The 20450-nt window shown below is 64.2% G+C and carries 20 protein-coding genes; 6 read left to right on the top strand and 14 right to left on the bottom strand.

The genetic code is table 11. The features are described 5' to 3' along the window. Positions 1-130 precede the first annotated feature (130 nt). The 3 genes from LB536_RS17535 to LB536_RS17525 are packed head-to-tail and all read left to right on the top strand — an operon-like array spanning position 131 to position 3309. Positions 131-1171, top strand: coding sequence for a class II aldolase/adducin family protein (locus LB536_RS17535; protein ID WP_224594920.1), 1041 nt, complete (start codon positions 131-133; stop codon positions 1169-1171). A 15-nt stretch (positions 1172-1186) separates the two neighbouring features. Further along, on the top strand, positions 1187-2461 hold the full coding sequence (locus tag LB536_RS17530; protein ID WP_224594919.1) for an FGGY-family carbohydrate kinase: 1275 nt from the start codon (positions 1187-1189) through the stop codon (positions 2459-2461). Beyond that, positions 2458-3309, top strand: a complete 852-nt coding sequence (locus LB536_RS17525; protein ID WP_224594916.1) for a TIGR01459 family HAD-type hydrolase — start codon at positions 2458-2460, stop codon at positions 3307-3309. The genes LB536_RS17530 and LB536_RS17525 overlap by 4 nt, the downstream gene beginning before the upstream one ends. Here the strand turns inward: LB536_RS17525 and LB536_RS17520 are convergent. Next, complete coding sequence (locus LB536_RS17520) at positions 3296-4336, bottom strand: sugar-binding transcriptional regulator (protein WP_224594915.1); 1041 nt, start codon at positions 4334-4336, stop codon at positions 3296-3298. The genes LB536_RS17525 and LB536_RS17520 overlap by 14 nt on opposite strands. 148 nt (positions 4337-4484) lie before the next feature. On the opposite strand from LB536_RS17520, the gene LB536_RS17515 reads away from it, so the two are divergent. Next, positions 4485-5285, top strand: a complete 801-nt coding sequence (locus LB536_RS17515) for a hypothetical protein (RefSeq protein ID WP_140809548.1) — start codon at positions 4485-4487, stop codon at positions 5283-5285. Between the two features lie 25 nt (positions 5286-5310). Here LB536_RS17515 and ptsP read toward each other — a convergent pair whose 3' ends face one another. The 5 genes from ptsP to LB536_RS17490 form a co-directional block, all read right to left on the bottom strand. Next, positions 5311-7281 (bottom strand): phosphoenolpyruvate--protein phosphotransferase, encoded by a 1971-nt coding sequence (gene ptsP, locus LB536_RS17510; protein ID WP_224594913.1) that lies wholly within the window; start codon positions 7279-7281, stop codon positions 5311-5313. Between the two features lie 57 nt (positions 7282-7338). Beyond that, complete coding sequence (locus tag LB536_RS17505) at positions 7339-7719, bottom strand: PTS glucitol/sorbitol transporter subunit IIA (RefSeq protein ID WP_140754425.1); 381 nt, start codon at positions 7717-7719, stop codon at positions 7339-7341. A gap of 26 nt (positions 7720-7745) precedes the next feature. After that, positions 7746-8750, bottom strand: coding sequence for a PTS glucitol/sorbitol transporter subunit IIB (locus tag LB536_RS17500; protein ID WP_140809553.1), 1005 nt, complete (start codon positions 8748-8750; stop codon positions 7746-7748). Between the two features lie 16 nt (positions 8751-8766). Further along, positions 8767-9534 (bottom strand): PTS glucitol/sorbitol transporter subunit IIC, encoded by a 768-nt coding sequence (locus tag LB536_RS17495; RefSeq protein WP_140754429.1) that lies wholly within the window; start codon positions 9532-9534, stop codon positions 8767-8769. A gap of 116 nt (positions 9535-9650) precedes the next feature. Then, complete coding sequence (locus LB536_RS17490) at positions 9651-10088, bottom strand: transcriptional regulator GutM (RefSeq protein ID WP_224594901.1); 438 nt, start codon at positions 10086-10088, stop codon at positions 9651-9653. A 191-nt stretch (positions 10089-10279) separates the two neighbouring features. Here LB536_RS17490 and LB536_RS17485 point away from each other — a divergent pair, with 191 nt between their 5' ends. Both LB536_RS17485 and LB536_RS17480 read left to right on the top strand, forming a co-directional pair. Beyond that, on the top strand, positions 10280-10921 hold the full coding sequence (locus LB536_RS17485; RefSeq protein WP_140754431.1) for a hypothetical protein: 642 nt from the start codon (positions 10280-10282) through the stop codon (positions 10919-10921). Between the two features lie 106 nt (positions 10922-11027). Next, positions 11028-11702 carry an HAD family hydrolase gene (locus tag LB536_RS17480; protein ID WP_140754433.1) on the top strand — a complete coding sequence of 225 codons (675 nt, stop codon included), beginning with the start codon at positions 11028-11030 and terminating at the stop codon, positions 11700-11702. Here LB536_RS17480 and LB536_RS17475 read toward each other — a convergent pair whose 3' ends face one another. The 8 genes from LB536_RS17475 to LB536_RS17440 all read right to left on the bottom strand — a co-directional run. Next, positions 11703-12860 (bottom strand): DUF930 domain-containing protein, encoded by a 1158-nt coding sequence (locus LB536_RS17475; RefSeq protein ID WP_224594899.1) that lies wholly within the window; start codon positions 12858-12860, stop codon positions 11703-11705. It lies immediately after the preceding gene. Between the two features lie 132 nt (positions 12861-12992). After that, positions 12993-14153: a DUF930 domain-containing protein gene (locus tag LB536_RS17470; RefSeq protein ID WP_224595189.1), complete on the bottom strand. Its 1161-nt coding sequence runs from the start codon at positions 14151-14153 to the stop codon at positions 12993-12995. Between the two features lie 93 nt (positions 14154-14246). Further along, entirely contained in the window at positions 14247-14990 is a 744-nt protein-coding gene (gene surE / locus LB536_RS17465) for a 5'/3'-nucleotidase SurE (protein ID WP_224594896.1), read from the bottom strand. Continuing rightward, positions 14990-16153 (bottom strand): MBL fold metallo-hydrolase, encoded by a 1164-nt coding sequence (locus LB536_RS17460; RefSeq protein WP_224595188.1) that lies wholly within the window; start codon positions 16151-16153, stop codon positions 14990-14992. The genes surE and LB536_RS17460 overlap by 1 nt, the downstream gene beginning before the upstream one ends. Continuing rightward, positions 16153-17232 carry an ABC transporter ATP-binding protein gene (locus tag LB536_RS17455; protein ID WP_224594893.1) on the bottom strand — a complete coding sequence of 360 codons (1080 nt, stop codon included), beginning with the start codon at positions 17230-17232 and terminating at the stop codon, positions 16153-16155. The genes LB536_RS17460 and LB536_RS17455 overlap by 1 nt, the downstream gene beginning before the upstream one ends. Next, on the bottom strand, positions 17220-18923 hold the full coding sequence (locus LB536_RS17450) for an ABC transporter permease (RefSeq protein ID WP_224594892.1): 1704 nt from the start codon (positions 18921-18923) through the stop codon (positions 17220-17222). Before LB536_RS17450 ends, LB536_RS17455 begins: the two co-directional genes overlap by 13 nt. Positions 18924-19071: 148 nt before the next feature. Then, positions 19072-20058, bottom strand: a complete 987-nt coding sequence (locus tag LB536_RS17445; RefSeq protein ID WP_140754443.1) for an ABC transporter substrate-binding protein — start codon at positions 20056-20058, stop codon at positions 19072-19074. A 290-nt stretch (positions 20059-20348) separates the two neighbouring features. Continuing rightward, positions 20349-20450 (bottom strand): 2-oxo acid dehydrogenase subunit E2 (locus LB536_RS17440; RefSeq protein WP_224595185.1); only part of this gene is annotated, 102 nt, incomplete at its 5' end.

Raw genomic sequence — 20450 nt, 5'->3', positions numbered from 1 at the left:
ACATTAGTCGGATTGCAAGCTGGTTTGATGATAGTAGATCACTATTGACGCAGATCGCTCATATCTGCGATATCAACTGCGACAGCGGCCCCGGCGACGGGATTTCGTGCAAACGTTGGAGGAAGGCGCCGTGGCAACCCAAGCTGATGCACAGGAACTTGCCGCCTTGCGCGCACTTTCGGCCAGCATCGGGCTGAACCCGCATATGACGCAGGCGGCGGGCGGCAACACTTCGCTCAAGGCCGGCGACACGCTGTGGATCAAGGCGTCGGGCACCTGGCTAAAGGATGCGCTCAGCGACGACATCATGGTGCCGGTGGCAATGGCACCGCTGCTCGAGGCCGTCGAACAGCGCGATCCGGCCGCCGACAAACCACAGGCCTTCGCCATCGAACACCTCAATCCGCGTGGCCTGCGCCCGTCGATCGAGACCACGGTGCATGCCTTGATGCCGCAACGCGTGGTTCTGCATGTCCACTGCGTCGACACGATTTCGCTTGCCGTGCAAGCCGATGGCGAGGCCGAGGTCGCCAGGCGGCTGGGCGGCATCGAATGGGCATGGGTGCCTTATTTCCGGCCGGGCCTGCCGCTGGCCCGCGGCATTGCCGAAAAATTGCGGCCCGGGGTTGACGTGCTGATCCTTGGCAATCACGGGCTGGTGGTCGCCGCCGAAACCGTCGCCGAGGCGGAGGCCTTGCTGCACCGTATCCGGTCGCTGCTGGCGCGGCCGGCGCGCGCGACCGCCGCACCCGATGTCGCCGCCTTGACGGCGCTGGCCGGCGACTACCGATTGCCGGCGGATGTCGAAGCGCATGCGGTCGCGCTCGATGCGGAAAGCCTGGATATGGCCAAGGCCGGCAGCCTCTATCCGGATCATGTCATCTTCCTCGGCCAGGGTTCGGTCGTGGCGAAGGCGGGCGAGGACGTGGCCGGCGTCATCGCGCGGCTCGGCATGGCACCCGTAGCGATCCTGTTTCCCGGCGCCGGCGTGCTGATGCGCGGCGACGCCAGCGCCGGTGCCGACGCCATGCAGCGTTGTCTTGCCGACGTGACTGCGCGCGTCGATGGCAAGGCGCGGCTGAACTATCTCACCCCCGCCGAGAACGACGAACTGGTCAACTGGGACGCCGAGCAGTATCGCCAGAAGCTCAACGCCGCCAGCATGGCCTGACAGGAGACGGGCGACATGACGCCACTTGTCGTCGGCATCGACATCGGCACCTCCGGCACCCGCGCCGTCGCCATGCGTCCGGATTTTTCCATTGCCGGCCAATCAGCTGTGCCACTCGACAGATTTGGTCAGAATCTCCGCGATCCCCGGACATGGTGGCAAGCGGTCCAGGCGGTGCTTGCGGAACTGCTTTCGGGCATCGACCGCGCCACGGTCCGCACCGTCGCCGTCGACGGCACGTCGGGCACGCTGCTGCCGGTCGACATCGATGGGCGGCCTCTGGCCGAGCCGCTGATGTACAACGACAAGGTCGATGACGGCGACATTCTGGCCATGGTCGCCCGTGAGGCGCCGGCAGCGAGCGCCGCCCACGGGGCGACTTCAGGTCTGGCCAAGGCCCTGCGGTTCCAGCATCTGCCCGGCATAGCGGCCGTGCTGCATCAGGCCGACTGGATCGCCGGCAAGCTGTCCGGACGCTTCGGCATCAGCGACGAGAACAATGCGCTCAAGACCGGCTATGACGTCGAGGCGCGCCGCTGGCCGGACTGGATCGCGGCCACCGGCATGCGCATGGACCTGCTGCCTGATGTCGTCGAACCGGGCGATGTCACCGGCACGCTCACCGCGGCCGCCGCGGAGCTTTTCGGCCTGCCGCGCGATGTGGTCGTAGTTGCCGGCACCACGGACGGCTGTGCCTCGTTCCTGGCGACGGGCGCCGCCGCGGCCGGCGACGGTGTCACGGCGCTGGGTTCCTCGCTGACCATCAAGATCCTGTCCGACCGGCCGATCTCGGCGCCGCGCTTCGGCATCTACAGCCATCGGCTTGGCGATGTGTGGCTGGCGGGCGGCGCCTCGAATTCCGGCGGCAAGGTGCTGGCCCAGTATTTTCCGCTCGCTCGGATCGTCGAACTCAGCGCCATGATCGACCCCACGACCGAGACCGGCCTCGACTACTATCCGCTTGGTGCGGCTGGCGAACGGTTTCCCATCGCTGATCCTGCCTTGCTGCCGCGTCTCACCCCACGGCCCGCTGACGATGCCGATTACCTCAAGGCGATGTTCGAGGGCATGGCGGCGATCGAGGCGCTCGGCTACAGCAGGCTGGCCGAACTCGGCGCACCGGCCCTGACCTCCATTCGCAGTGTCGGTGGCGGCGCCGCCAACCCGGCGTGGAGCACGATCCGGCAGCGCAAACTGGGTGTCGCTTTCCTGCCGGCATTGTCGGACGAGGCCGCCGCCGGTACGGCACGGCTGGCGTTGAAAGGCGCGAGCGGGGCAAGGCTTCTATGAACACGAAAAAGGTCGAACGTCTCGACGGTATCGCACCGCTGGCGGAACGCTACCAGGTTTTCCTGCTCGACCAGTTCGGCGTGCTGCATGACGGCCGGGCTCCCTATCCCGGTGCGGTGGAGGCATTGTCGACGCTGAAGTACGCCGGCAAGACCGTGGTGTTGATCTCCAATTCCGGCAAGCGTGCCAGGCCCAACGAGGATCGCCTGCTGAAGCTTGGCTTCGAGCCGGGCAGTTGGGACCATTTCGTGTCTTCCGGCGAGGTGGCGTGGCAACGGTTCCACGAGATGGCGGCGACAAAAGTATTGCGGTCCGGCACGAAATGCCTGCTGATCAGCCGCGACGGCGACCGCAGCGCGATCGAGGGCTTGCCCTTCGCACTGACGGAGGCTGGCGAAGACGCCGAGCTGGTGCTGATCTCGGCCAGCGAGGGGGACCGCCACGACCTCGACCATTATCGCCATCTGCTTACCCCGGCGGCAGCGCGGCAAGTGCCGTGCTTCTGCACCAATCCCGACAAGATCATGCTGACCGCCGTCGGACCCCGCTTCGGCGCCGGCGAGATCGCCGATCTCTACGAGGATCTGGGCGGCGGCGTCACCCGCATCGGCAAGCCCTATCCGGCGATCTTCGAGGCAGCGCTCGCACTGGCCGGCGAACCGGAGCGCGGCAGCGTGGTCTGCGTCGGCGACAGCGTCGAACACGATATTGCCGGCGGCAATGGTGTCGGCATCGCAACGGCGCTGGTGCTGGGTGGGATACTGGCCGGCGCGCCTGACCTCACCGCCGTTTTCGACGAACACGAGGCCTGGCCGGATTACACCACGAGTTCGTTCAGCTTTCGCTGACCGCCGCCAGCATCCGCCTTGCGCTTTCCTCGTCGGTGATCAGGATTGTCGGCGCTATCAGGTTCATCGCCCCCAGCAAGGCCTCGGTCTTCTCCGCGCCTCCGGAGGTCAGAATGCGGATCGGCGCCTTGCGCAGCCGGTCGACATCCACCGACATCACATGTTTGTTGACGGGATGGTCGACCAGATCGCCATTGCGGTCGTAGAAATGGAACAGGAGGTCACCGACGGCGCCGCGCGCCAGCAGCGCCTCCCGGTCCGCTTCCCTGAGGAAGCCGCCGCGCGAGAAGGTGGTGGCCGAAGCGATGCCGCCGACGCTCAGCAGAACGGCATCGAGCGCGTCGGCCATTTCAAAAACCTCCTGCAGGCCGCAGCGTTCGACGAGCGCGATCTTGGTCTCGACGCTGTCGACGACGGCCGGCGTCGGCATCAGATAGCCGTCGCCCTGGAAAATCTGGGCGAAGCGCCAGGCGAACTCGGCCGGGTTGACCCGGCGCGCGATGCCGACGCCGCCAAGCAGTGAAATTACCTTGAAATCGGTCAGCGATTTGGCGCTGATGAACGGCAAGGTGTTGAACAGCGTATTGCCCCAGCCGACGCCGACCTGCATGCCGGACTTCATCGCATCGGACAGGAACATGCCGGTCTTGGCGGCGATTGCCGGGATCGGATCGGCATTGGCCGCGGTCAGCGGCGCCACCAGCGCCTGCTGCAGGCCGAAGGTCTTTTCGAGCGCGCGCTCCAGCCGCACGATCTCCAAAAGCTCGCTCTCGATGGTGATCTTGACCTCGTTGCGTGACCGCGCCTCCGCCAGCATGCGCACGATGGTGACGCGGCCGACGCCGAGCACATCGGCGATCTCGTTCTGCGTCATCTGCTCGACGAAATACATCCAGGCGGCGCGGATCCTGAGGCGGTCCGTCCGGCTCTCGCTGACGACCTGCTCGGTCGCTTCGGCTCCTGCCCGCCTTTCGACGGCTCGCCTTTCGTCGGCCCGCCTTTCGTCGGTTTGTCGTCCCCTGGCCAAATCATCCCTCCCCCGCGGCCGGCCGTGCCGTCGCCGATTCTGCGTGCTGGTCTAGTATCGCCTATTGATCTACCAATCGATAGGAACAATGTAGAGTCGGTGGCCGCCCATTGCAGGCGACCGCACGGCACATTCGAGGCAAACCGCGATGCTCCGACAGATCTCCGAAGATGTCCGCGTCAATCTCAAGGACCGGCTGCGGGAAGTCCGCGACATCATCCGCCAGAGCCGCCATGACGGCGCCAGCGAGGCCAGCCTGCTGCACGAAGCGACCAGCCATTTGCCGCCGTTTCCGGGCAAAGGCATCGAAGGCCTGCTGAGCCATGCCGCGAGTGCCGTCGACGAAGCGCTTTCGATCGCCGAATCCTTCGTCCCGCATGAACGCCCGATAAGGGTGGACGGAACGACCGTAAAAGGCCTCGGCACCTATTTTCCGGCCGGGGACGAAGACCAGCAATTGAGCGCCGAGCGCCTGTTTCGGCGCGACATGTACTATCTGACGAGGGCGGTGCTTGCCGGTCTGAAGATCGACCATGCCCGCATCCATGAAGCCGGGTTCGCGGCCGTCCACGCCGCCATGCGCAAGCGCCATGGCGATCTGTTGGCCGCCCTGGCCGCCCCCGATGCCGGACTGCAGGCGATCGCGGCGACATGTTCGGCGTTGCTGGTCGAGTGTCTCGGCCAGCGCCCGATCCGTTTTGATGACACCACCCCGGAAGCGACGGCAATAGGTGACAGGGCGCTCGACGTAAGCTGCCTGGCGCCGGTGGTCCTGGCCTGCGGGCTGGCGACAACCGGCCGCGACGGCGCGCCGGAGCCGGACATGCTGGAGATCGCGATCCTGGCCGCCGATATCCGCCGCGACCGCATCGTCCAGGCCTGCGCCAGGGCGAGCCCGGTCGATGAACTGACACCTGTCTTCGCCACCTTGCTTGCGCATTTGCCGTAAGCTCCAGCAGCAGCGGCCAAAGGAACTACTCCCCTGCTGCCATCGCCGTGATCGTCTTCTTGGCGCGCTGGATCGAGGCCGGGCTCATCGACAGCTCGGTCAAACCCATCTCCAGGAAGGCGGGGATGAGATCCGGCCGACCCGCCGCCTCGCCGCACATGCCCACCATGATGCCGGCTGCAACGCCGGCCCTGGCCGTCAGTTCGATCGCCGACATGACGGCCGGGTTGGTGACGTCGTTGAGCTTCGCAACGGTCGGGTTGAGCCTGTCGGCGGCCATGATGTACTGGGTCAAATCGTTGGTACCGATCGAGAAGAAAGCCACCTCCTTGGCCAGCGCCGGTGCGATCAGCACCGCGGCCGGGGTCTCGATCATCACGCCGAGATCGAATGTCGCGTGCGGCACGCCTTCGGCCTTGAGTTCGGCGGCGCATTCATCGACAAGAACGCGCGTCCGCCGCACCTCGCCAAGATCGGAGACCATCGGCAGCATCACCTTGATGTTGCCGTGTATGGCCGCCCTCAGCAGCGCCCTGAGTTGGCGCTTGAAGATATCGGGCCGGTCGAGGCACATGCGTATGCCGCGCCAGCCGAGGAACGGATTTTCCTCGTCGGGAAACTCGATGCCGGCAATCGGCTTGTCGCCGCCGATGTCGAGCGTGCGCACGATGACCGGATAGGGCGCGAACGCCTTGGCCAGCGCCGCATAGGTCTCGGCCTGCATGTCTTCCGACGGCAAGTGCATGTGGCGCATGAACAGGAGCTCGGTGCGGAACAGGCCGACACCCATTGCGCCGGCTTCCTGCGCTGCCTCGATTTCCTCCAGCGAGCCTATATTGGCCGCGACCTCGATGACCCTGCCGTCCGCCAACTTCGGCGTCACCGTCTTGAAGGCGACCAGGCCGGCGCGCTCCCTCGCCGCCGCTTCGACACGGCCGGCGAAATCGGCGCGTGTCGCCGCATCGGGGTCGATGATCACCTGTCCGCTATTGCCATCGAGCGCCACCTCGCGCGCCGCGCGCAAGGCATTGACCTGGTCGCCAAGGCCCAGCACCGCCGGAATGCCATGCGAGCGGGCGATGATGGCGATGTGCGAGGTGGCGCCGCCATGGCCGCACACCACGCCGCCGATGCGTTTCAGCGGCGCACGCGCCAGGTCCCAGGCGCCGATGTCGTCGGCGATCAGGATCGCACCCTGCGGAATACTTTCGAGGCTGACGTCGTCTTGGCCCAGCAGCACCAGGCAGATCTGCCGTCCGACCGCATGGACATCGTCCGCCCGCGCATTGAGGTAATGATCGTCGACGGCGCTGAAATCGGCGGCGATGGTGGAAGCGGCGGTGATCGTGGCCGAGACCGCGTCATTGCCGCCCTTGATCGCCTTCTCGGCCTCGCCGGTCAGGCTGTCGTCGGCGGCGATATCCCTGAGTGCCGCGACGATGCCCCGGTCGCCGGCCGACAGACTAGCCTGCGCCAGCGCCCGATCCATGCGCGCCTGGACAGCCGCGACGGCGGCGCGGAACCGGTCGATTTCGCCAGAGATTTCTTCTGCCAGCAGCATTCGGCCCTGCCCAGCGATGTCAGGCGGGAAATGCGCGAAGGCCGGCCCGATGGCGACGCCCTCGCTCGCGGCGACACCGCGCAAGCCGTTTGCCTGGCCTGACACGACCGGCGCGGATTGAGGCGCGGGAGCCGCCTCCTTGCCTGCGTCATTCGCCGGGGTGTCTTCGTCGTCGAGACCCGCCTTGGGGTTCTCGAGATAACCGATCAGCGCCTCGATCGCCTCGATGGCGTCGGCGCCGTTCGCCCGCACGGTGACTTCCTGGTTTTCCTTGACCGCCAGCAGCATCAGCTTGACCGAGCTCTTGGCGCTGACCGCCTTGCCGTCCTTGACCAGTTCGACGTCGGATTCGAAAGCCTTTGCGAGCTTGACGAAGCGCGTGGCGGGACGGGCGTGCAAACCTTCATGCACTCTGACGATGGTCGAGCGTTCCATGGCAAATACTCTGCTTTTTTGGACGCCAAAGCCAGACTGGCGGGGGCGCGAATGCTTTCAGGCGGCGATGGTGATGATCGCGTCTGTCTTCAGGGCGGCCACGAGGGCTTGCGTATCGACCTGCGATGCGCAGATCTCGCCCGGCCTTTCGGCCTCGCTGGCGCCGTTGAACGAGATGACGACGTGCCCCATCTCGAGGACCTTGCTCCAGGCGCTTGAGCCGACGGCGGTTATGACGGCCGAAACCGGGCCAAGGGTGATCGAAGCGCCCTTTTCAGGCGCGCCGTCGCTGGGTCCGATCTCCGTCTGATGGAGCACGGAGACCTCGGCAAGCTCCGGCGGCGAGCCATCCGCGAACAGGATGACCACGCCCCCTTCGGCGAGGTCCGCCACTTCGGGTCCTATTGCCGTGACCCGTGTCTTGAGAAGAACCGACATATGGCGAACCTCGTTGTTTCTGGTGCTTAGAACACGATCAGGGAGACGATCCAGGCGATTAGCACCGAGACCGGACCCATGATCTGGCGGCTGATGAGCACCGCCGGCACGCCGATTTCGATGGTTTTCGGCTTGGCTTCGCCCAACGCCAGGCCGACCGGGACGAAGTCGCAGCCGACCTGGGTGTTGTAGGCAAACAGCGCCGGCAGCGCCATTGCCGGCGAAATCGTGCCGTTGGCGATCTGCGGGCCGATGATGGCGACGCCGATGACCTGCGCGATGACCGCCCCTGGTCCCAGGATGGGCGACAGGAACGGCAGGCCGCAGATGGCCGAGATGACCAGCAGGCCGACGATGTTGTTGGCCAGCGGTCCCATCGGCTGCGCCAGCACGTCGCCGATGCCGGTGTACAGGATCAGCCCGATGAGCATGGTCACGAAGGCCATGAACGGCAGCACGTTGCGCACCACCTGGTCGATCGTGCGGCGGCCGGCATTGAAGAAGATACCGACCACACGGCCCATGACGCGGCCGATCGAGCTGATCAGGCCGATCAGCCCGCCTTCGCTCGGCAGCGGCTTTGGCGCAGCGGCTGGAGTGCTGGTGTTTGAACCCATCGATGCTGCTCCCCCCGCAGTTGTGACCGCCTCGGAACCGTCCGCCATTGTGACATTGGCCGGCTTCACGCCCGAAACGTAGATATCCTCGGTAATGAACTGGGCGAGCGGCCCAGCCTGGCCGACCGGAGTCAGGTTGACGGTCGGGATACGCTTGCGCGGATAGACGCCGCATCGTGCGGTGCCGCCGCAATCGACGACGACGACCGCCATCTCGCCTTCCACCGGCGGCGCCTTGAAGCCGTCTACGGCTGTGGCCCCGGTCATGTCGGCGATGAGCTGGGCTACGGGATGGATACCGCCTCCGGTGACGGAGACGACCTTGTCGCGCTGCGTGGTCGGCTCGATGACGAGCGGGCCGCCCCAGCCGGTGGAGCCCCGGGAGATCTTTACGGCTTTGTATGTCTTGGCCATGATGTCCTCCCCGCCCTTACAGCTTGACGCCTTGGCGGCGTGCCATGATGGCGGTGATGCGCTCGGTCAGCATGCCCTTGAGCAGGATGACGACGAGACCAACGATCGCGTACCAGATCGCCACCTTGACGTGGTAGCCGGCGACGACAACGCCCCGCTTCTCGAGATCGAGCAAGGCCACGAGCATGCCTCCCCAGACGAAATATTCGCCAGGGTTGATGTGCGGGAAGAGGCCGAGCGGCGGATGTACGTAGGACACGGCCGCGTCGTAGAAGGCGGGCTTGTGCTTTTCTTCCAGGAACGAGCCGAAGGTGTAGGCCATCGGATTGGTGAGGAAGAACACCGCCAGCACCGGCAGCACCGTATAGCGGGTCAGCGCGATGCGGCCAGCACCACGCGCCAGACCGTGGACACGCTCTTCGCCGACCAGTTCAGTGACGGCGTAGAAGGCTGTCATCAGCACGACAAGTGTCGGGATGATGCCGGTGACGAAGCCGGCGAAAACCTCGCCGCCCTTCTGGAATATGCCGATGAAGTACTTGCCGATGGCAGTGAGCCAGCCAAGCTGCTCTTCCTGCTGCACGTTCTTCAGCTGTTCCTTCAACTGATCGGCGGTCACCGGCGCGCTGTCGGTCTGCGCCTGTGCCAGGATCACGAGATGATCGGAAGCATGCTCGACGGCGAGCTTGCCATGCAATGCGGCATCCGAAACCATGGCACCCGCGACATGCAAATTGTGCGCGGCCATGTCGGCATGCTGAGCCAACAACGAAAATACAGACATTTCTCCTCCTTATGCCGGCCCGCCGGTTTATCCCGGTCGGCGCACGGCCTCCTCTATCCCTTTGATCCAGAGGCGGATTCAGATTTCAGGTCGATTTGACCTGAAATCATCCGACTCTAGGCCCTTGCTACGTTCAAGCCGGCCAGGCCCGGCTTCTTCCCCGGCTCCGACCGCGCTTTGTCGATCTGTTCGATCGCCCGCTTCACGGCCTCGGCCACACCGGGTTCCCCCTCCCCCATGATCGCAGGGTTGGACCGGAGTCGATCGAGGGGAACACCCTCCAATTCTTCATGTCGCTTGAATTTGGTGAACACGGAACGGCCGCTCATCACCATCATGCGGCGCACGATCAGGTCAGGCGTCACCACGACCAGCGCGATAGTTCCCTTGGCAAATCGGCCGCGAAAATTGCCGGCGCCGACGAAGCCATCCTTGTATTGGTCGGTCACGCCCCGGAAGACATCCGAATAGTGCCGCATCTGCAGCCAGACGCCGAGCGACTGCAACGCCCACACAATAACCAGCAGGAGCAGTCCCCACTGCCAAATCGCCATTCGGTTCTCCTCCCGAAGCCTCAATTGAAGCGCACCTTGGACCAGCACGCGACAACAGCAAAGTGAGAACATTTGTTTCCGAGAATGTCAATATGTATGATATTGACCTCTGCCACGGTCATCCACAGGGCCATCAGCCGATTTCGGCGGAGGCACGACTGTGCTAGCCTTGGGGAAACGGGATACAGGAAATGGAACTGCCCTTCAGGGATGAACTGGCCCTCATGCCCGACCTGCGACACCGGTTGCGGCAGTTGCGCTGGTTCCGCGCCACCTTCCGCGCCAGCGCCAAGGTGGTCTCGGACACATTCGGCGTGCGCTTCGAAATCGACGAGGCGAAGTTGACCCGGGCTTTTCTCGACTGGGTCGAGGTCATGGAAGCGCAGAAGCGCTTTGCCGCGATCGACCGCGCCGATTTCATCGTCTTTGCCGCCGGCCTCGTGCTGCGCGAACTGATCAAGCAGGCACCGGCCAGGGAGATCTCCGGCCTTACCCAGCTCATCCAAACGGATCAGAATGCCGGCACGCTGGACATCATCCGCTTCTGGCCGGAAGGCTTTCTCTACACCAACTACTGCGTCTCGGTGATTTCGGCCATCTACGAGCAGGAGTTCGGCTCGGCGCCCAGCATCGACAAATGCGCCGACGACCTGCGCACCTGGTGGTCCTATCGCGAGAACGTCACCGAGATGCCGGCCTATGCCGTGGCTTTCCTCGATCGCTTCCTCGGCGCGGAACCGAACTGGATCACGCCCGACCGCGCACAGTCGCGGCAGGCCATGCAACGAGCGCTGGGATCCTCCCGCGCCAGCGATGCCTTGCGTCAGCTTTGAATTGGACTCTATTAGCCCCTATCACGAGGCCGAGAGTGCCCGCTATTGAACATTTGACTTTTTGTCGATAGCGATGTGCGAATTCTGGAGAGGCCGGGAGAAACGAGTGGCGCCGTCAAGACTGATCATTTTCGATTGCGACGGCGTTCTCGTCGACAGCGAGCCGTTGGCCGCCAAGGCCTATGAACGTGTCTACGATAAGCATGGCATGCCGGGCGTTCACGGCGGCATCATCGCCCAGTGCGTCGGTATGAAACAGGCCGACATCATCGTCAGGATCAAGGAGTTGACCGGCCATCAGTTTCCCGCGGCGGCCGACAGCGATATCTGGGCGGAAACCAAGGTACTTTTTACCGAAGAGTTGAAGCCAACGCCTGGAATAGGCTCGTTTCTGGAAACGCTTGCAGGCGATCGCTGCGTTGCCTCGTCATCCTCCGTCGAGCGCATCCACCACAGCCTGGCGGTGACCGGCCTGGCACGCTTCTTTGGCGAAGCCATCTACAGCTCCTCGATGGTCAAGAACGGCAAGCCGGCGCCTGACATTTTCCTGTTCGCTGCTGCGAAGATGGGCGCCAACCCGGGGGACTGCATCGTCATCGAGGATTCGCCTTTCGGCATCCAGGGCGCGGTTGCCGCCGGCATGACGGCGATCGGCTATACCGGCGGCGGACATACCTATGCCGAACATGCCGCACGGTTGACGGCGGCCGGCGCCGATTTCATCTGCGCCGACTGGCATGAAGTTAGCCGGCAATTGTCGGGGCTCGGCGTACCGGCTTAGCTAGTAAAGCCTAAGGCGGGCCCATTGGTCGCGCGGGATCACCGGGCCCACACGGAAATTAAAGGACAGGACCCTCGTCGCATTGGTGTCGACCTCGCACCGGAAGCCCAAATGATACCAAGTGGTTGTGGTGCGGAAGGCTACATCCGAGCCGTCAACAACATTGCCCGCTCTAAGTGGAACACTTGGGATCAGGTCGGGAAAGTAAGAGGCATCCAGCAATTGCTGCTGCAATACGCTGGCACAAAGTTTGGCTGCCCGCTGACTGCGCGGCAAACCATCCATCGAGGTCGCGGCCAGCGCGTCACCCGTAGCGCCCTGCGAGTAAAGCCTGCGAACGCCCGGAAGGCCTGAATACCTGCGCGATGCGGCGCTGGCTACATCAGTGGAACTTGGGCTTCCGGCGCCCCCACTTCGGGACTTCGCAACCTTTGAAGAGCTGGGCTTCGGTGTATGTGTCGGTTTAGGTTCCGGCTTCGCACCCGACATTGGAAGCTCGACCTCACCGTCCCCGTCGGTGGCCCACGGCGTTGGTGCCGCGCCTATCTGCTTGGCGGCGTCCTGCACTCCCGCCTGCTGTTTGGCGGCCTGCTGCCTATCTGCGTCCTGGGTCAGAGCTGCCTGCTTCTCCTGCGCGGGTTCGGTGTCCTTCGCGTCGGTCACCGGCTTGTCGCCGACCTCCGCTGAATCCGCCGACTTCTCGGTCCTTGGAAGCGCGTCGGTTTTGGTCTCGGCAGGCTTCTTCACGACAGTCGGCTTCGAATCCTCATTCTTGGTCGGCGACGGAGAACTGTCTTGAGCGCTGGCCCCATCCAGCGACTTCCGGGGACCCGCATCCTTGTCGCCGAACTGAAAAACGGGCTTCAGCACCTCGACTGCCGGAGGCTTCTGCGGCTGCATTTCCGGCCGAGGCGGCTTTTCAACCTTCTGCTCGGGCGGCTTTTCGGCTTCCTTTGGCGGCGGCGGGGGAACAGGTTTCGGTTTTGGCTGATCGGATGAAGGCACGAGCGCAACATTGACCGGCTCCTCCTCCTGCGGCTGTTGGCGAGGTGTGGGCAGGCCGTAGATCAGGAGCGCAGCGACAAGCGCATGCAGGATCAGCGATGCGGGAATGCCCCACAGCAAATTCCGACGCCGCTCTCCTGTCTCGCCCTTCATCCTGACCGATGTGGAATGAAATAGCGGCGGCTTCAAGCATCGGCATTGGATTGGCGCAATTTAGCCGCTGACAGCTTGTCGACTTGGATCATTATACCCCGCCGGAGAGGACAATCGTACCCGCCTGCCGGCCTAATTCAGTGGCCACCGAGTTAATTTACGGCCCGCCCATTCGCCGGGCGGTATCAATGACCCGACACGAAAGTTGAAGGACAGCACCCTCGTCGCATTGTCGTCGACCTCGCACCGGAAGTTCAGATTATACCATTGGGTTCTGGTGCTGAAGGCGGCCTTCGGAGGATTGAGGACATTGCCTGCGTCCAGCGGGTTATTTGGCACCCATTTGATCGCATAGTCAGCACTCTGCAATTCCTGGCTCAAAACATTGCCGCAAAGGTTGGCGACGCGCTGACCGCGCGGCACGTTCTCCATGGAGCTTGCGGCCAGCGCATCGCCGGTAGCGCCCTGCGAGTAGAGTTTTCGAACACCCGGAAGGCCGGAATAGATCGGCGATCCTGCAGCGGCGTTGTTCGCGGGACTTGACTTCCCTCCTTTGCCGCTTTGGGCCTTGAAGGCTCGCGCGGATTTGAAACTCATCGTCTTTGGTTTGGGCTTTGCCTTTTCGGCTGAGGGCGGCGGTGCTGACTTGTCGCCGGCCTCGGCTGCCAATGGCTTTGGCGCCACGGCGGCCTGCTTCTCGTCGGTTTGCGGCGCCACCTCCTGTTGGTCTGGCTGCTGTTTGTCAGTATCCTCGGTCGGCTGCTTCTCCTCGTTTTGCGGCGGCTTGGCGTCCGGCGAGGCGGTTACCGGCTTCTCCTGAGCCTTGGCGGAATCTGGCTGGGGATTTGCAGCCGGGGCGGACTGGATCGGTGCGGGCTTCGGTCCGACCGGCGGCTTCGCGGCCTCATCTTTGGCCGGCGACGGCGCATTGGGTTGAGCGCTGCCTCCGTCGAGAGATTTCTCCGGCCCGGTATCCTTCTCGCCATACTGGAAAACACGCTTCAGGACCGGAGTGTTCTCCGGTTTGGGCGGCTGCTCGGGCGGTTTTTCGACCTTGGGCTCCGGCGGGTCTTCGGCTTTGGCTACCTTTGGCGGCGGCGGAGGAACAGGTTTCGGCTTCGGCTGATCGGGCGGAGGCACGATCGCGACATTGACCGGCTGCTCCTCTTGCTGCCGTTGCGGAGGCTTGGCCAAGCCGTAGACGAGGCCCGCCACGATGAACACATGCAGGATCAGCGATGCGGGGATGCCCCACAACAGATTCCGGCGCTGTTCTCCTGTCTCGCCCTTCATCCCTTTCGATGTGGAATGAAATAGCGGCAGCTTCAAGCAGAAGCACTGCACTGGCGCAAACTCGCCGCTGACAGCTTGGTGATCGCAGGAAGATCAGCCCAGGATCCCATCTAGAAACTGTTCATCGAACCGCGTTTCCCCAAACCAGTTCAGACGGTTGATGGTGACGAAGCCTGCATCGATCGCCTCATTCTCGTCGCCCGGCTCGCTTGCATGAGCGCGGCCGCGCGGCACGGTGATAACCGTGCGATCGCCGTCGCTTTCCATGGTTTCGGCCTTGCGGCCGATCTTGTCACGGCCGATGCGCGGTTGGCGGATTTCGGCCGGCAGCCTGGTCGGCAGGTTGACGCTCAGCCAATGCCCCTCTCTTGCCCAGTCGGCACGCGATTGCCATAGCAAGGCGATCAACTTGCCCAGCCATTCGTCATCGGCATCGCTGAAATCAGGATTTTTCACGCGCGAAAAGCCGATCGCCGGTACGCCCCAGAAAGTCGCTTCGCGGGCGATGCCGAGCGTGCCGGAATAGGCGATATCCTCGGCAACGTTGCGGCCGTCATTGACGCCCGACAATACGAGGTCGGGTTTCGGTTCATCTGCGAATAGCCACGTCATGGCACTCACCACGCAATCGGCCGGCGTGCCCGAGCACGAATACCAGTTCGGCTTGACGCACCGCATCGTCAGCGGCCTGGCGATGGTCAGTGACGACCCGGCGGCGGTGCGCTTGCCGTCCGGCGCGACCACCCAGACATCGTCGCTCAACCCGCGGGCTGCGTTGACGAGCCGGGCAAGTCCCGGCGCTTCGATGCCATCATCGTTGCAGATCAGGATTCTCATTATCTGCTCCCTTGCCGCACCGTGATGCGTTGGCCCGTACGCCATTGCGTGAGCAACGACGGGATATGGTTTTTCAGGTCGCCAAGAAGATCGGGGGTGCAGGAATGGCCCAGCGCCGGGGGGCGTCCGGCCTTCTCCCAGATGCCGATATTGCCCGACAGTGTCGGATGGGTGGGCATGCGTATCCAGTCCGCCCGGCCGGCCCTGTGCATGAGATCGCCTGGGGAGCCTGCCGGCAGATGCCCGGTGAGCAGCACCGGAAACCCGGCATGGTCGGCGCGAGGCAGCAGGCGCGACGACGGGCCAGCCTCGCCCATGCCGTCATCGGCCAGCAACGGCAGCGATGGCAGCGGATCGGCATCCGTCCAGTCCGCCGCGCCCCGCAGGCGGGCAAGCAAGAACTCGGAAATGCCGGGCAACAGGGACACAGTCGCGCCGATCTGCGCTTCCAGCGACGAACGCATGCCGGCGTGGATGGCGAACGGCCCGGGCAAGGCCGCGACCAGTTCCAGCGACCGTCCTGACAGCGGCGTCGGCAAGAGACATCCCTGGGGATGTCGCGCCACCCATTGAGAAATTTCACGCGCGCGCGCCGCTCCCGACACGGGATCGGCGCCGTAGGAGGCATCGAACACCAGGAGATCGCAGTGCGGGATCGTGTCCATGACGAACACATTGCTGTCCGGCACCACATCGGCCGAGTAGGCGACGCGGCTTGTCCCGTCATCGACGGCGAACCAGACGCCGCCGACGACATGGCCGGACCGCCCGGTCCTGACCGTCAGATTGCCGCTTGTCAGGGTGTCGCCTGGTTCGAACAGCTCGATCCGATCTTCGGGCAAGGGAAATTGCCTGAAATCCGCCGGCTCGGCATAGGCGGCAAGCGTGGCCGGCGTCTCGCCGCGGGTCTCCGCGGTCATGAAGATCGGACCGCCATAGCCGCGCGACAGCAGCCAACTCAGCGCGCCGATATGATCCTCATGAGCGTGCGAGACAAAGACGGCGTCGATATCGTCAACCGGCCCCTCCAGTGCCGGATAATATTCCGGCCCCGCGGCGCCGACCTTGATGCCGACATCGAGCAGGATGCGATCATCGCCGCTGCTCACGGCGAGGCTGGTGCGGCCCTTTTCACCGAAGCCGCCGAGCAGATCCAGCATCATCACGCGATTGCTCCCGCCGCCGGAATCAGCCAGCCGGATTTTATGCGCAGGCGCGCCTGCGACCCGTTCTCCAGCACGACCGGATCTGGCTGCTCGAAATGCAAGGTGAGATCGGGACCGGCCATGGGCGTGAATTCGATGCGCGCCGCGCCGCCCTGGTAGACCGCCCGCTTGACCAGACCGTCGAAGCCCGAGGCATCGGCCGAAAGCTCGATATCGGCGGACCGGCAGCAGATCCTGGCGCCGGCGCGGGGCCGCTCGCCAGGCCGGCAGCGGACCACCAGCTCGCTTCCGAGTACCCGGACCTTGCAATGGCCGCTTTCCTCGCCGACCAGCACGTCCGCCGGAAGCAGGATGCCTTGCGAAATGAAGGAGGCGACCATTTCATTTGCCGGCTCATGATAGAGTTCACGCGGTGTCGCGAGTTGCACCAGGCGTCCACGATCCATCACCGCGATGCGATCGGCCAGCGCCATCGCCTCCGCCTGGTCATGGGTAATGTAGACGATGGTCGTGCCCGTGCGCTTGTGGAAGGCGGCGAACTCGTCCTCCATCGAGGCCCTGAGATGGACGTCGAGATTGGCGAGCGGCTCGTCGAACAGCACGAGCGAGGGTGCCGCCACCAGGCAACGAGCCAAAGCCACGCGCTGGCGCTGGCCGCCGGAAAGATTGGCCGGCCGGCCCTCACCCAGGCCCTGCAGGTTGACCAGGGCAAGCGCGTCTTCCACTTTTTGACGCGCAACCGCCTTGTCGAGTCTGGCCACCTTCAGCGAATAGCCGATATTCTCGGCGACGCTCATGTGCGGCCATAGCGCGTAATTTTGGAAGACGATGCCGACGCGCCGCTTTTCCGGCGCGACGCTGCCGCCGCTGTTCGAAACGACATCGTTGCCGATGCGGATTTCGCCCGAGGTCACCTTCTCGAATCCCGCCACCAGCCGCAGCAACGTCGTCTTGCCGCAGCCGGAAGGCCCGAGCACCGCCAGAAACTCGCCGTCGCCGACGTCGATCGAGACATCCTTCACGGCGTCGAAATCGGCGAAGCTCTTGGTCACATGGTCCAGGGTCAGTCGCGCCATGGCAGAACTCCGCTCGGAAGATGAGGGGCAAGCAGGTTGGTCACCAGCATCAGCAAGAAGGTGACGGCGACCGTGATGACGGACATCGCCGCCGCGTAGTTGGAATCGCCGCCCTGCTCGAAGGAGAACATCACCACGCCGATGGTCTCAGAGCCCGACGACCACAGCAATGCCGAGACCGTGAGTTCGCTGAGCGCCGTCATGAAGATCAGCAGGCCGCCTGCAATCGCCGCCGGAGCGACCAGCGGAAAAACGATGGTGCGCATGCGCGTGAACAGGCCGGCGCCCGCCACCTGTGCGGCCTCTTCGAGTGCCCGGTCGATCTGGTGATAGCCGCTGATCGTCGGCCGCAGCGCCAGCACCAGGAAGCGGGCGAGATAGGCGTAGAGGATGATCCAGACGGTGTTGTAGAGCTGGATGCCGGTCAGCGGGATCGGCCGCAGGAAGAGCAGCAGCGAAGCGATCGCCAGCACCACGCCGGGCAAGGCGTAGGGCAGTTCGACCGACAGGTTGAGCAGGCGCACCCAGCGCTGCTTGCCCCAGGCGATGAGATAGCCGATCGGCACGGCAACGATGACGGCGAAGAACGCTGCCGCGATCGACAGCCAGAAGCTGTTGAAGAAGGCGCGGTTGGCGGCATCATGCTCGAACAGCACGAAACGGTAATTGTCGAGCGTCGCCGTCTTGGCGGTGAGCGCGATGCCATAGCCCGGCACCAGCGAGGTCAGCACCAGTCCGAACAACGGCAGGACCAGCACCAATGCGATCAGCAGCCACATGCCGGCCTGGACGGCCGGCCGCCAGCGGCCCAGCTCATAAGGTTCGGCCGGCAGCGATGTCGAGGAGATGCGGTAGTCCCGGCGGCGGCTCATCACCTCCTGCGCGAGGATGCCGGCTATGGCGATGATGCCGATCAGCACCGAAAGGAACGCGGTCTCGCCGAGCACCGCCGGACCGCCGCCGGCCAGCTTCTGATAGATCAGCGTCGGCAGCACCAGGTAGTTGGCGGGGATGCCGAGAAAGGCGGGAATGCCGAAATTACCGACGCAGGAGACGAAGGCAAGTGCGGCCGCCGCCCTGATGGACGGCGTCATCAAGGGCAACACGATGGTGATCAGTACGGTGAACCAGTTCGCACCGCCGGCCCGCGCCGCCTCGACCAGTTCGCGCGGCAGCTTGCGCAGGCCGGCCCGCACCAGCAGGAAAACCAGCGGACCGTATTGTACGCCAAGCAGCAGGATGATGCCCGAGGTCGAGTAGAGCGGATTCTTCGTGCCGAGCGGCGGCGCCGCCCCGAACAGTTTTAGGACCGGGCTCGCCGGGCCGAACAGTTGCAGCCAGGCCAGCGCCGTCACCTGCGGCGCGATCATCAGCGGCATGACGTAGCAGAGCACCAGGGCGCTTCGGCCACGTATGTCGGTCAACGAGACGAGCACGGCCACCAGCGTTCCCGACAGCACCGCCAGAAGAGTGCCGCCGATGCCGACGACCAGCGTGTGCCAGGTCGCGATCCAGGTTGCCGGGCTTCTCAGCCCGGCCTCCACGGCCACGATCGACAAGACGCCGCCGGGCGCCACGATCTCCTTGACGAGGCGCAGCATGGGCAGCAGTGAAAGCAGGACGATGACGACGGCCACCGCCGCAGTCAGGACCATTTCCTGGCCCCGGCTTTCCCTGATGCGTGTCGGCATGGTTACGTGTCCTGGGGATCGATGCGACCGGATGCGGGTTCATTTTGGCGCAATTCCGGACGGAAAACCGCTTCGCACTTTTCCTGGAATTGCTCTGGCGAAGCGGGCGGAGATGCCGTCTGGACGGCACCCCGCCGCGATCGACGGCTCAGCCGCCGAACAGTTCCTGGAACTTCGCCTTGTCGGCCTCGGTCCTGGCGACGATCGCCTTCGTATCGAACGGCATCACCTTGACCTTGACGCCTTCGGGCAGCCAGTCGGGACGACCGACCGAGGCGCGTGCCGGCAGGTAGCCCATCGACAGCGCCAGCTTCTGGCCTTCATCGGACAGAATGAAGTCGACGAACTTCTTGGCGCCATCGACGTTCTTGGCCGTCTTCATGATGGCGACCGGCTCGGTCACGGCAGGCACGCCTTCGCTGGGGAAAACGAACTCGACCGGCGAGCCCTTCTTCTTGGCGTTCATCGCCATGAAGTCGACGAGGATGCCATAGGGCTTCTCGCCCGATGCCACCGACTTCAGCACCGCGCCATTGCCACGCACGCTGACGGTGTTGTTGGTCTTCAGCTTCTGGAAGAAATCCCAGCCATAGTTGGTATCGCTGGCGAAGCCCGAAAGCAGGTAGGCAGCCGCACCCGAATAGAGCGGGCTCGGCATGACCAGGCCATCGGCATAGGCGGGCTTGGCGAGATCGGCCCAATGCTGCGGCTTTTCGCCGGCGGCGGTGTTGTAGACGATGCCGGTGGTGATCAGTTTGCTGCCGAAATAGGTCTTGTCCGCGTCGTAGGTGTCGGCCTCGATGCCGTCGAGCTTGGCCTCGGGATAGGCCATCAGCCGGTGGTCTTTCTTCAGCAGTTCCATCGAGACCGCGTCGGCGATCAGCAGCACGTCGGGCTGCGGGCTGCCTGCGGCGAACTCGGCCGCCATTTTGGTCAGGATGTCGCTGGTTCCGGAGCGATAGATGGTGACGTCGATGCCGGGCTGCGCCTTCTTGAAGGCGTCCACGGTCTTGGCCGCGTCGGCTTCCGGCTGGGATGTATAGAGCGTCAGTGTTTCGGCATTTGCCACGCCGGCAAACAAAGTAGCCGCGAGCGCCAACTGGCTGGCCAGCAGCTTGATGAATAGCGTCTTCATGGAGACCTCCTGTCTTGTCTGTGCATGACCGGTCTGGCCCTGGCCAGCACCCCGTCGCTTCCTCCCTGCACGGCGCATATGACTGGTGGATGACACAGCGCGCCTACGCTGGGATCAAGATGAAATCAGGGCCGCCTCCTCGCGCGAGAAGCGCAGCGACGCCATATAGCCGCGAACGGGAGATCGTGGAACCATTGTTCCACGATCCTCTTTCGCGGTAGCCTTGCGTAAGGCTCAGCCGGGATGAATCCGGGTGGGCGGGCAGGAGGTAAAGTGGCCCGATGTCGCTGCTACACCAGCATGCCCATCGGATTTTCGATCAGCTTCTTGAAGGCGACCAGCAGTTCGGCCCCCAGCGCACCGTCGACGGCGCGATGATCGGTCGACAGCGT

Origin of the sequence: Mesorhizobium sp. ES1-3, from assembly GCF_020164795.1 — a bacterium.
In the GTDB taxonomy this organism is placed as follows: Bacteria; Pseudomonadota; Alphaproteobacteria; order Rhizobiales; family Rhizobiaceae; genus Mesorhizobium.
The sequence above is the reverse complement of the archived record's forward strand: the minus strand, read 5'-3'. Positions and strand labels throughout refer to the sequence as shown.